9 protein-coding genes and 1 pseudogene are annotated in these 11699 nt (G+C 59.8%); 3 read left to right on the top strand and 7 right to left on the bottom strand.

Annotated features, from left to right (window positions below; all coding sequences use genetic code 11):
- Positions 1 to 241: 241 nt before the first annotated feature.
- The gene (locus tag ELI80_RS09355) at positions 242 to 3169 is read left to right on the top strand and encodes a TrlF family AAA-like ATPase (RefSeq protein WP_136651083.1); all 2928 of its coding nucleotides are present in this window, start codon (positions 242 to 244) and stop codon (positions 3167 to 3169) included.
- Positions 3170 to 3467: 298 nt separating this feature from the next.
- Here the strand turns inward: ELI80_RS09355 and ELI80_RS09350 are convergent, their stop codons facing one another.
- From ELI80_RS09350 to ELI80_RS09320, 7 genes are all read right to left on the bottom strand, one after another.
- A complete protein-coding gene (locus ELI80_RS09350) occupies positions 3468 to 3761 on the bottom strand; it encodes a type II toxin-antitoxin system RelE/ParE family toxin (protein ID WP_136651082.1) in 294 nt (97 codons plus the stop codon).
- Positions 3749 to 4033 carry a CopG family ribbon-helix-helix protein gene (locus ELI80_RS09345; RefSeq protein ID WP_136651081.1) on the bottom strand — a complete coding sequence of 95 codons (285 nt, stop codon included), beginning with the start codon at positions 4031 to 4033 and terminating at the stop codon, positions 3749 to 3751. The genes ELI80_RS09350 and ELI80_RS09345 overlap by 13 nt, the downstream gene beginning before the upstream one ends.
- 259 nt (positions 4034 to 4292) lie before the next feature.
- A complete protein-coding gene (locus ELI80_RS09340; RefSeq protein ID WP_136651080.1) occupies positions 4293 to 5114 on the bottom strand; it encodes an abortive infection family protein in 822 nt (273 codons plus the stop codon).
- A 337-nt stretch (positions 5115 to 5451) separates the two neighbouring features.
- The gene (locus ELI80_RS09335) at positions 5452 to 5769 is read right to left on the bottom strand and encodes a hypothetical protein (RefSeq protein WP_136651079.1); all 318 of its coding nucleotides are present in this window, start codon (positions 5767 to 5769) and stop codon (positions 5452 to 5454) included.
- 8 nt (positions 5770 to 5777) lie between these two features.
- Positions 5778 to 6011 carry a zinc finger domain-containing protein gene (locus ELI80_RS09330; protein ID WP_136651078.1) on the bottom strand — a complete coding sequence of 78 codons (234 nt, stop codon included), beginning with the start codon at positions 6009 to 6011 and terminating at the stop codon, positions 5778 to 5780.
- Between the two features lie 68 nt (positions 6012 to 6079).
- Positions 6080 to 7945 (bottom strand): ParB/RepB/Spo0J family partition protein, encoded by a 1866-nt coding sequence (locus ELI80_RS09325; RefSeq protein WP_136651077.1) that lies wholly within the window; start codon positions 7943 to 7945, stop codon positions 6080 to 6082.
- Between the two features lie 81 nt (positions 7946 to 8026).
- Positions 8027 to 8491, bottom strand: a complete 465-nt coding sequence (locus ELI80_RS09320) for a DUF3768 domain-containing protein (protein WP_201740599.1) — start codon at positions 8489 to 8491, stop codon at positions 8027 to 8029.
- Between the two features lie 1272 nt (positions 8492 to 9763).
- Between ELI80_RS09320 and ELI80_RS09315 the strand changes: the two are divergent.
- Positions 9764 to 10806, top strand: a pseudogene (locus ELI80_RS09315) (IS5 family transposase).
- Between the two features lie 295 nt (positions 10807 to 11101).
- Positions 11102 to 11699 (top strand): transposase (locus ELI80_RS09310; protein ID WP_136651084.1); only part of this gene is annotated, 598 nt, incomplete at its 3' end.

Here is an 11699-nt window from a genome sequence, read left to right as displayed (position 1 = left end):
GGAAAACGTTCCGCCCAGTCCTGACTAAATCAGCAGCCTGCTAAAGCCGTCATTCGGCTGTTTCCCTTGCTATGTTCGCTTAGCGCATTTTTCTTTGCATGGAGGTCGGGCGCAGTCTATCAACCTAAGGCAGATTTTGGGGATGTGTATGCTCGAATGACAATGTGTACCCGGAACAGTCATGAGGCGCTTGCCCAGATGTTGATTACATTGCAAAGTTTTGGCCGGAGGCAAAAACATAATGTTGTCTAAAGGTTCTGACTGGTTGCGGTGGGAGCCGCATATCCACGCACCAGGCACCGTTCTTGAAGATCGCTTTCCAAGCGACGGGTTTGAGGCTTATCTCACTACGCTTGAGTCAGCCACGCCAGTGATGCGCGCAATTGGTATTACCGACTATTGCGTGACCGCGTCCTATGAGCGGGTAAAGGCAGCAAAGGATGCCGGCAGACTAGAACAGTGTGACCTCCTTTTCCCCAACATCGAGCTGAGGCTAGAGATCGGTACGGTAAAAGGTCATTTTGTGAACATTCATCTGTTGGTGAGCCCGGAGGATCCAGAGCACGTGGGGGAGCTAAACAGGTTCTTGCGGCAACTTAAGTTCGCAACGGTAGATGACGAATATACTTGTACGCCGGAAGACCTGATCAAGCTCGGTAAGCGTATCGATCGAACAGCTACTGACAACACGGCTGCGCTGAAGATCGGGGTTACGCAATTCAAGGTCACACGAAGCGGACTGCAAGCTGCCTTCAGAAGTATGGAATGGGCACGCGACAACATTATCGTTGCCGTTTCAGGAAATGCTGACGGAACATCGGGCGTTCGGGATGCAGCCGACCGGACGCTCAGGCAAGAAATCGAAAAATTTTCTCAAGTTATCTTCGCGAGCAGCCTTAAGCAGCGGGATTTCTGGCTTGGCTTGAGTTCCGCAGCAACGCCTCAGGATATCCAAGATGACTATGGGGGCCTTAAGCCTTGCCTCTGGGGATGTGATGCTCATGAACTGTCACTTGTCGGAAAACCCGCGGAAGATCGCCTCTGCTGGATCAAGGGAAAGGCAACGTTTGACGGCCTACGGCAGGCTTGTATCGACCCGGATAGGGCCTACGTAGGCCCTAATCCACCTTCATGGTCCTCAGAATCCCAGACGATTAGTCACGTCAATATTTTGAACGCTCCATGGGTCTGCACCCCTGCAATCGCCCTAAATCCTGGGCTAGTTACTATTATTGGAGCACGGGGATCAGGTAAAACGGCGCTTGCCGACATGATCGCAGCAGGATGCGACGCTTACTTAGAGGATGACGAACGCCCGTCATTTCTCGAAAGAGCAGGTGAGCATCTGGGGAACGCAGAGGTGTCGGTACACTGGTTGAGCGGGGAAGCACCTTCAGCAAAGCGTCTAGATCAACCTGGCGCCGACTGGGATAGTTTTCCACGGGTCCGCTATTTATCTCAACAGTTTGTCGATCGGCTCTGCTCACCAGAGGGCATGCCTCAGATGATCAAGGAAATTGAGCGCGTCATCTTTGAAGCTCACACGGATCGCGACGGCGCGGTAAATTTTCAAGAGTTGCTAGAACTGCGCGCCCAAGGATTGCGAGAGGCGCGGCAACGAGAAGAGGCTGCCATTAGCGCAATGTCTGAACAAATCGCTCTAGAGCGAGAGAAAATTCTCGCGGTCGAAGGGCTTAAGAAGCGTATTTCTGAGAGGGAAATTGTCATCAAAGGTTATGAGAGGGACAGAGCTGCCTTGGTCCCTTCAACGACTAGTGCTGAAGTTGCTCAAAGGCTCCAAGATCTCCTTAGTGCCGCCGACAAGGTCCGGGGCTACCTCCGCTATTATGCCAAGCAGCAGGCCGGACTGGACAACCTTCAGAACGACATCGTTGATCAACGGCAGAACCGGGCACCCCAGCATCTTCGCGATCTGAAAGAGATTCATGCAGCGACCAAATTGGACGAAGCTGCGTGGCAGAAATTTTTGCTCGAATTCAGCGGTAATGTGGATGAGGTAATCAAAGAAAAATCCGCTCAATCTAGCAGTGATTTAGCGTACTGGAAGGGGTCTCCACCCAAACTACAGAAAAGTGGAGGCTATATCGCTGACGATGCCGACTTGGTGAAACTTCCCTTGTCGGTATTGGAGGCAGAGATCGAAAGGGTTCAAAAGGTCGTCGCTGCCGACCGGCAGACTGCTGACAAACTTGCGCTCAACGCCAAGCGGATTGCAGAGGAAACCGCTAAGTTTTCTGCATTGAAAGAGCGGCTGGCTGATTACGAGGCGGCTTCAGAGCGCCGTAGCGATTTAGTGGCAGCACGCAAGAAAGGTTATAAGCGTTGTTTCGAAGCAATTCTCGCCGAAGAAGCTGTACTGCGTGATCTATACGCGCCACTCATGGTGAGATTGGCCACCCAGGGTGGAACCTTAGGCAAGCTTTCTTTCACGGTGTCGAGAGTCGCCGACGTGAGTGCGTGGGCTACCAAGGCCGAAAATGAACTCTTTGACTTGCGTAGTGGACCCTTTCGGGGAAGAGGCAAACTACTTGAGTACGCTACCAAAGAGTTGAAAGCCGCTTGGGAGTCTCAGAATGCAGATGTCATCGCTAGTGCGGTCGAGTGCTTTTGGGATAAGCATCGAGAAGAGATGCTTGAGCCGAGCCCGCAAGATCCAGCAGAACACCGCAAATGGTTGAAATCTTTTGCGCAATGGCTCTACAGTTCGGACCACATCACGATTGAATACGGCATCAAGTATGACGACGTCGACATTCAAAAGCTTTCCCCAGGTACCCGCGGCATTGTCCTAATCCTACTTTATCTCGCGTTGGACGATGCCGATGATAAGCCTTTAGTTATTGACCAACCGGAAGAGAATTTAGATCCTAAATCAATCTACGATGAACTAGTCCCTCTCTTCAGGAACACAAAGCGCAGGCGCCAAGTGATTATGGTCACTCATAATGCCAACCTTGTTATAAACACCGATGCAGACCAAGTGATCATTGCCAACGTGTCCGAGATGACCGGCAGTGGCCTGCCTAGAATAACGTACCGGTCGGGCGGTCTTGACGAGGCCTCAATCCGCAAAACAGTTTGTGAGATCCTCGAAGGTGGAGAAGCGGCGTTTCGCGATCGCGCGCGCAGATTGCAAATCAAGTTCTGACGCGTTCGAAAAGGGTGAAGTCTTTCATAAACTACCGTGATGTTTTCTGCTCATGCGGCAACTAGCCGGGGCTTGGCTTAAAGTGGCGGCCAATGCTCCGGATTATCTTTCCGGCACCGCCTAAGGCCAAAGTAGTAAACTCTATGAAGTTGACTAATAAACGATAAATTCCTGCTACATTGCCCCAAGCATGGACATTCCCTTCCGTTCGCCAAAGCAGATGTTAGTGGCCACAACAGCAAAGGGCTGCAAGGTCCACGAAGCTGACAATGCCATATCCCGACAGCCGCCTTCTGGCTCAGAAATACCCAGCTTCACGTTGATGTCTGACTGCGAGCACTACAGCCAGATCGCCGTCCACACGGTAAAGAACGACATAGCCGCTGTCCCCGAAGGGGATCAGCCATTCCCGGAACTCCGGGTCCATCTTGTCAGCCGGGCGCCCGACGCCCGGATGGGCGGCCACGATCTTCATTCCCTCGCGGATCGCGCGCACGGCACGGGACGCCGCATCCGGGTTCTTGGGTGCAAGAAAGCGATGACACCGTTGGACCCCCTGCAGGGCCTGTGGCGTCCAGATCAGTTGTGGCATTCAGGCGCTTCGACATCCTGGCCGGCCTCAAGCCGCGCCAACCAGTCGTCCGCTTCGGCATGGGTCACGTGGAGGCCAGAGGCCTGATAAGCCTCCCAAGCGGCCAAGGCCTCCTGCCGGAATGCCTCGCGCTTTTCCTCGCGCTCGACGTACTGGGTGATGGCCTCGCGCATCAGGTAGTGCGGTGAACGGTGCTGGGCCTTGGCAAGCTCCCGAACCCGGGCGTGAACTTCCGGGTTCAGCTTCACGGCGACAGGATGAGCTACAGGCATGGGACCACCTCTGGTATCAAAAGGTAATACCTTATATAGCACATCCTGACGCGCACACCAGCCCCTATGTTCCTTCTAACGGGAGCGACCCAGCAGGGAGCCAGAGCGGATACCATGCTCTTGGAGGGTACGCCTCATGCGGTTTGAACCCATCGCCGTCATTCGAATACGATGCAGCGCAGCTCGACGATTCGCATGCGCAGCATCGGTCCCGGCCCTATACCCCGCTGAGGCTCTCGCCTATCATGCCCAGCCTTCCTCACTTCGATCCGACGTGGCGAAGCAGCCATGCCGAGAGGATCATTCCGATCGAGGCGACCATGCTTGCGTCGTCGGCTGTCAGCTCCTCTTCCTTCCCCACAACGCGGCCATGGCCCGTTCCTGCCAGATTTCGGAGTTCATTCGCCGCGATAATCATCTTCTTCGCGTTGTCGGCGATCTTGCGAACCTTCCCCTCGGCGTCGCTTTTAGGAGGACTGTTCGGCAGAAGCCCCAGTTCATTAAAGCACTTGTTCGTAAGCTCGGGGAAGTCCAGCTTATCAGTACCGGCCACTCCGCGTTCATCGAGGATCGACCGCATGGCCGCTTCCAGAAGATCTTTCGTCGCGCCGACCGCGCCTGGTGGGTCGTGCGGCAGCGCGTTCTGCACCCGAACGGCATAGGAGTTTAGATCAATCAAGCCCCGTGCGGCATCGACCTCTCCCAAGCTGTGAGAGAGCGCCGAAATCAGCGGATCTTGTTCACCGTGCCAAGCCGCGAGGAGGTCGTCGGACAGTTTGCTCTGAACGCTTGGGATTTCGAAGAGGGCTGTCAGGGCTGGAATGTTCTTGCTGCAGAGATAATCGACTAGGTCGAGCACGTGACCCTCGTAATCTTCGTCTCCCCACTCCATGCTACGGGTAAACCTTGGGTGATCCAAGATCTCCTCTTCCAAACCGAAACGGTGCGCAAACTTCTTCCAGTCGCTAATGCGGTAGGCATTAGCGACGATTTCGGCCAATTCAACTTTGAACCGACCAAAAACTTCGGGGTCGTCCGTGATCCCTTCGGGCAACTTAGGTTTACGCTTAATCCTCGACATCTCATGCTCCGTAATCCGCAACGTTGATGTGTAGGACGTCCGCCGGTAGGAATGAAGCGGTCAATGGCCCTCCCGCGCGGTGGCCGTAGGCAACCTGCTCTGTTCGCTCGGCCAAAGACGGCGGGCCGCCGTTATTGCTGCACCTGCAAACGACCGCTTCGTCCGCAATGCCGTCATAGATCGCTCAGATGGATTGCCGCGTAGCGGCTCCGCGCGAAGCGCAACGTCCGGGCCGGGCACGGGCGCAGTCCGTGGGCGGTCGGGACTACCTGGCCACAAAAGAATGCCCCGCACGAGGCTGGGCCAGTTGATCCTTCGTTGCAAGAAGGAAGTGGGGTCAGGCGGCGTTACGGCCCTTGATGCGGTCAAGACGGGCAAGCTGATTGTTCGTGTCCATGATCGCGCGGGTGGTCCAGTGATCGGCGCGGTTGCCGCGATGCGGTCGCCCGAAGCGGCGGGAATGGTGCAGAAGCGCGCGCAGGGACAGCAGGGCGGCGGTATCCAGCTCAATCCCGACCAGCTTGTGCGGGAAGCGTGCGATGTGCCGGCCGCAGGCGGCGTCGATCTGGCGGCTGTGACGCGGCTTATGTCCCAGCGTCCACGCCTGGGCCGTCCGGTCCCGCAAGGTCCAGTCGGTGCGTCTCCACGGCTGCATGACGGGCCTCAATCGCGGGCGCGTCCGCACGGGTCGATCAGCCAGCCGGATGCGGCATGGATGATCGCGGCGGTGGGGCCGTGCTGCTCCATGAACACGCGGTCGGCCTCGGCGCGGCGGGCGGCGTGAAGATTGGAGGCCATGTGGGCGCTCGGACGGCGGCACCAGAAGCCGGGGGCCGTGCCGCAGGTCGGGCAGGCGACAGCCAGAACGGGGTGGCCGTATGCGGTGAAGTTGGGCATGATGCCTCACCTCCCTGTTGTAAACTCTGTCTGCGGGGCGGGCTGACCCGCCCCGGCTCTTCGTCAGGTCAGAAGCAGTCAGGCACCCAAGCGTCGATCCGCGCCTTCTTCTCGGCGTCGATCTTCCACGCGGACTGATAGGCAGCGTCAGTGAACAGCCGCTCCATTCCTGCGGCCTTCTCGCCCTTCTTCTGGCTCTTAAACGCCTTGAAGCCGTTGCATTGCGGATCACAGCCGGTCAGGTCCAAGTGCAGCGCGTCCAGATACTCGGCGCTGACGCGGCCAAAGAAGTTCTCGGCGGTCGGGGTCCAGACCTGACGGATATGGGCCTTCGTCTCGGCCTCGACCTTGGCGAAGATCGGATCGTGGTCGCTGTAGCGAAGGCTGCGGGCCAGCGCCAAGGCCAGCACGGCGTTGCGGTGCTTCTTGCCCTGGGCGCGAAAGGCGTCGAAGGGGTCGGCCTCGGGCGCGGCGTCCTCGTCCTCATCCTCGCGGCCAAGCAGGCGCGGATCGGGGGCGAAGCCGGTTTCCGTCGCGGGGGTGATCGGGCTTTCGTCCGTGCGGACGGCCAGCGGCCCGCCCCACTTTTCGGCAAAGGTGTAGGCCAAGAGGTCAAGGGCCAGTTCGGGCTTGTCGAGCATCGCGCCTTGCACGGCGGCGCTCCGCATGGCCCGCAAGTCGGCCACAAGCGCCCCGCTGTAGGGCGACTTGGGCGCATCGTCCTTGACGTTCTCGATCTGTCGGGCAGCGTGGCCGGTCAGAACCCCGGCCTCGATGGCCGCAGTTCGGTCCTCGGGACGGACATAGGGGCCGTCCATCCTGATCCGTCCATCCTGCCCCACGCACAGGAACCAGCCACCGAAGCGGCGCTGCGCCTCGGTGAAATCGCCGTCGAGGATCGCCTGCAATGCGTCGAGTTCCGCCTGCCCGTCCTCGTCCAGAGCCTCGGCCTCCGCCACCTCGCCCAGTTCGTCGTAACGCTCCGCCTGTTCCTCGGTCAGATCGCCTTCGACGCGGTAGAGCCGTGCCATCTTCTCGGCCACGCCATAGGGCACCCAACCCTCGTACAGTGTCTCGATCCACGCCCATTCCGCTTTCTTGGCTTGGGCTTCCGCTTCCAGCTTCTCGCGGAACAGCCGGTCCAACAGGTCGGCGTCATGCAGCAGGGTCGCCTCGGCAAAGAGGTCAGCGGTCGCCCTGCCACCTGCGGCGCGGTAGGCGTCGATCCCGACAAAGCGGGCGCGGCGGTCGGTCCCGCCATTGATCGCCTCGGGCTGCAACATCTGCTTGATGCGATGTTCGCTGACCTCGCGGCTCCTGATCTGCGCCAGCACGGACAAGGCAAGGGCTTCGTCCTCGGCCACGGTGAACGCCTTGGCCGCGCCAAGGGTGATCTCGCCTGCCTTCAAGGCATCCAGCACCGGGGCGGGCAGGGCGGCAAGGGCGAGGCGGCGATACACATGGGCCTCGGTGGTGCCGAAGGTGCGGGCGATGGTCGGCACGTCCGCGCCGCCCTGGCGCATCCGTCCGAAGGCGCGGATTTCATCGGCGGGGTGCAGGTCCTCGCGGGCGGTGTTCTCGACGGCGGCCCAAGCGCGGGCGGTGGGTTCATCCGGGGCGAGCCGGACGGGAACGAAGGCCAGTTCGGGCCGATGGGCCAGCAGTTCGGGGTCGCGCTCAAACGCCAGCCGGATCGCCCGCCAGCGGCGGCCACCCGCGACGACGCCCACTTTCCCGGCCTCGTCGCGGAAACCCGCGATGGGCTGGATCAGGCCGATCATGGCGATGCTGTCGGCCAGCAGGGCGATGCCCTCGGGATCGACCTCCTGACGCGGGTTCATGTCGGACAGGTAGAGGTCGGCCAGCGGGATGCTCTCGACGGCGGGGACCTCGGTGCGGCGGGCCTCACGGGGCAGGGCGGTGACATTGGACATGACGGGCTTCCTTATGTGCAACGGTGATTGCTCTTGATGGGAGATGCCCCGCCCCTCGGGGGGCGAGGCGGGGTTTCCCGGTCAGTATTCGGAGGGGAACAGGAGGGTCAGGACGCGGTGCGTCTTGGCTGGATCGGTCGGATCATCCGAGCCGTACTCGCGGTTGGCGTCGTAGTAGTCGATCTTCCAGTAGAGCTTTTCGCCCTGCACGGTGACGGTGCCGAAGTCGCGGCTGCCCCACGGGTCATTGTCCTCGGAAAACGCGGTGTCGAAGGCGGCGGCGAGGATCGCATTCGTCACGAAGTCCCGGCCCCGGTCCCGGACGCCGGAGGTCACGACTACGGTGCCGGGGAAGGGGCATCCGCCGACCACCAGGCCCGCGCGGAAGCTGTCATTCTGACGGGCGGTGGTCAGGGTCCTGTCGCTCGGGAAGGTCCGGGCGCTGCCGTGGATGCGGCACTTGGGGCACGCAGTTGGCAGGTCAGTCGCCTCGAACCGATGGCCGCAGCCGGTGCAGGTGAAGGTTTCAACGGTGGTCACGCTCATCGCGCGTCTCCTCTCGCAACGGGGCGGCGGGGTCTTTGCCCCCTTCCGCCGATGGGCGGACCTTCCTGCGATGCTTTCTCGAAAGGCCCATGCCTTTCGGAAAGCAGAGCGGGGAGGGCGCAGCCCTGCCCGCGGCCGCGGCCGGGACTGTCACGGGGTCGGACAGGCGGGGTGGTGCGGCCCGCAGACCGCGCTCGCGCGGGCGAGGACACGGCCTGCCTGAACGACGACGCCCGGCACGGGCGGCGCTTGCCCCTTGACCGGCTCGGGCGCGGATGCCTGGCGGACAAGCAAACAAAGGGGCGTCGGACGGGGGTGAGCGGGCGAAAGCCCGTCGATCCCCGGAACGGCCAAAGGATCATCGCAGTTCGCGCCGCGCGCGGGCTTCTCCTGTCTGATCGGAACGGATGCAGCTCGGGCCGACGCTGCGGTCGAGGTGCTGCCCGCGTCCCAGATCCCCGCGCGAAGGATCGTTCCTTGACAGCGGTCCCTTAGGTCAAGGGAAAAATGCACATAGCTAAGGCAGTCCTAGCTCGGACCGGACGCAAGCGCAGGCTGCAGCGAAGGGCCGGAAAGAGCCCATTGCGGACAGTGGCGTGTTTGTTCAATCCGATGTTAACTCAGCATGAGCGACTTGGAGAGCGTGATGAGATTTACCCTTCCTCCGCAGCCTTCGGGACGATCGGTTGTCGTTTTACTTGTGATCGTCATGAGCGTCTGGGTGCCGTTGATGGCAGCGGGACTCACATCGACAGTCTGTAGAAATCCTACATACAATGATTCTAAAAGATTGGGTTACTGCGATTTCTCGCTCGGGATCGCTCACATTGCGAACGGAGTCTTCGAAAATCACAAGACGTCTAGCCTGGTTCCGGCTTGCCGGAACGCGCCGCTTCTATTTCTTGTCTTTTTAAGTCTAAGTGAATTATTGGAATTGTTATGAACGCAATTGTAACTAGGCCAAGAACGGTTATCCACCACATTGCCCTACTGCCTTGAGATTTCTCGAATGAGATAACTGCATATCTAACGGCAAACAATAGAACAACTAATGTTATTATTATAAATCCAGGAAAACACCAGTCAGTCGATCTACCTTCTCGAAAGAAAATCGTTGAAATGATAAAAGCGACAGAAAATCCACCTAACAAAAATCCAATTCCAAACACAATGCTATCATAGACTGTGGCTACATAAGGGCACCTCGAAAAATTGCCCGGCCCGAGTTGCTGCGGTATGAACGGGGGGGTGATCGGCTGCTTGGGCGTAACGATGTCACAGATGGGTTTCTTCGATCTTTCGGACCGCTATGCGAGCCTGGATGCCAAGAAGGACCCCTTGGTCGAGATTGACGCCGTTGTGCCGTGGGAGGAGTTCCGCCCGACGCTGGAGCGGGTTGGCGCAAGCCAGATGCGGAGCGGAAGTCGCGCGCCGGGCGCAAGCCGATGGACGCCGTTCTGATGTTCAAGACACTGGTCCTGGGCGCGCTCTACAACCTGTCCGACGACCAGATCGAGTATCAGGTGCGCGACCGTTTGTCATTCATGCGGTTCCTCGGCCTAGGGCTTGAGGACCGGGTGCCCGATGCCAAGACGGTGTGGCTTTATCGCGAAGCGCTGGCGCAGGCGGGCCTGGTGGAGGCGCTGTTCAAGCAGTTCGACGGCTATCTGGCGCGACGGGGTTACATCGCGCGGGGAGGGCAGATCCTGGATGCCTCCATCGTCCCGGTGCCGAAGAACCACAACACGCGCGAGGAAAACAAGGCGATCAAGAGCGGTGAGGTGCCCGAGGGCTGGTCCGACAAACCGGCCAAGCGGTCACAGAAGGACGTTGATGCCCGCTGGACCAAGAAGCACGGCAAATCCCACTATGGCTACAAGAACCATGTGAGCATGGACAGGAAGCACAAGCTGGTAAGACGTTACCATGTCAGCGATGCCGCCCTGCATGACAGCCAAGCGGTGGACCACCTGCTGACGCGGGGCAATACCGGCGCGGGGGTCTGGGCCGATCCGGCCTATCGGTCCGAGGAGATGGAAGCCAAGCTGCGCGGCATGAAGCTGAGGAGCCACATCCACCGCAAGGGCAAGCGCGGCAAGCCGCTGACCGAGCAGGCCAAAAGCAGCAACCGGACCAAATCCTCGGTGCGTGCCCGGGTCGAGCATGTCTTCGGCGCGCAGACCAACGACATGGGCGGCACGCTGGTGCGCACGATCGGCATGGTGCGGGCGAAGGCGAAGATCGGGATGAAGAACCTCGCTTACAACATGCGCCGCCTCGGCCAGCTGAGCCGCCTGAACCCGTGCCCGGGCTAATCCAGGGGCGCGGAAATCAAGTCGTGCGGCACGAAACGCCGCGCGCGACAGGCAAAGCATCAAAGACCCCGTAGCGCACAAGGGCACTGACGGGTGGCATCACGCCCATTTCAAGCCGCCGAGCCCGCGACCCGCGACCGGAAAAGGTCAAAAATCGAGGTGCCCATAAGTTTTTACTTTTCCAAAGAACAAAGCCAACAAAGCAGACAAACTTGTAGCTGGGCACCTCGAAAAATTGCGCTAACCGGGCCGCCGGGGTAGGACGCACAGGGCATTCGGCTGCTGGAGCGTGACGATGGCGCAGATGGGTTTCTTTGATCTTTCGGACCGCTACATGAGCCTAGACGCCAAGAAGGACCCGCTGGTCGAGATCGACGCCATTGTGCCCTGGGAGGAGTTCCGACCGACGCTGGAGCGGGTTTGGCGCAAGCCGGAGGCGGAGCGCAAATCGCGGGCGGGGCGCAAGCCAATGGACGCGGTGGTGATGTTCAAGACGCTGGTGTTGGGTGCCCTCTACAACCTGTCCGACGACCAGATTGAGTATCAGGTCCGCGACCGGCTGTCCTTCATGCGGTTCCTTGGTCTGGGGCTGGAGGACCGCGTGCCCGATGCAAAGACCGTCTGGCTTTATCGCGAGGGGCTGGCACAGGCGGGCATGGTCGAGGCGCTGTTTCAGCAGTTCGACGGCTATCTGGCGCGGCAAGGCTACTTCGCGCGGGGCGGCCAGATCTTGGATGCCTCCATCGTGCCGGTGCCGAAGAACCACAACACGCGAGATGAAAACCGGGCGATCAAGGCCGGCGAGGAGCCCGAGGGCTGGGCCGAAAAGCCGGCCAAGCGATCGCAGAAGTGGCCTGCCCCCCTGAGGTGGTCCGTTTGTAATCTTAGTGCAT

The organism is Paracoccus aeridis (genome assembly GCF_004923205.2).
Classification (GTDB): Bacteria; Pseudomonadota; Alphaproteobacteria; order Rhodobacterales; family Rhodobacteraceae; genus Paracoccus; species Paracoccus aeridis.
This window is presented reverse-complemented; position numbering and strand designations above follow the sequence as displayed.

Excerpts from the sequence above, each read along its gene's own strand:
- ELI80_RS09355 (WP_136651083.1), top strand. The coding sequence starts at position 242 with ATGTTGTCTAAAGGTTCTGACTGGTTGCGGTGGGAGCCGCATATCCAC.
- ELI80_RS09350 (WP_136651082.1), bottom strand. The coding sequence starts at position 3,761 with ATGCCACAACTGATCTGGACGCCACAGGCCCTGCAGGGGGTCCAACGG.
- ELI80_RS09345 (WP_136651081.1), bottom strand. The coding sequence starts at position 4,033 with ATGCCTGTAGCTCATCCTGTCGCCGTGAAGCTGAACCCGGAAGTTCAC.
- ELI80_RS09340 (WP_136651080.1), bottom strand. The coding sequence starts at position 5,114 with ATGTCGAGGATTAAGCGTAAACCTAAGTTGCCCGAAGGGATCACGGAC.
- ELI80_RS09335 (WP_136651079.1), bottom strand. The coding sequence starts at position 5,769 with ATGCAGCCGTGGAGACGCACCGACTGGACCTTGCGGGACCGGACGGCC.
- ELI80_RS09330 (WP_136651078.1), bottom strand. The coding sequence starts at position 6,011 with ATGCCCAACTTCACCGCATACGGCCACCCCGTTCTGGCTGTCGCCTGC.
- ELI80_RS09325 (WP_136651077.1), bottom strand. The coding sequence starts at position 7,945 with ATGTCCAATGTCACCGCCCTGCCCCGTGAGGCCCGCCGCACCGAGGTC.
- ELI80_RS09320 (WP_201740599.1), bottom strand. The coding sequence starts at position 8,491 with ATGAGCGTGACCACCGTTGAAACCTTCACCTGCACCGGCTGCGGCCAT.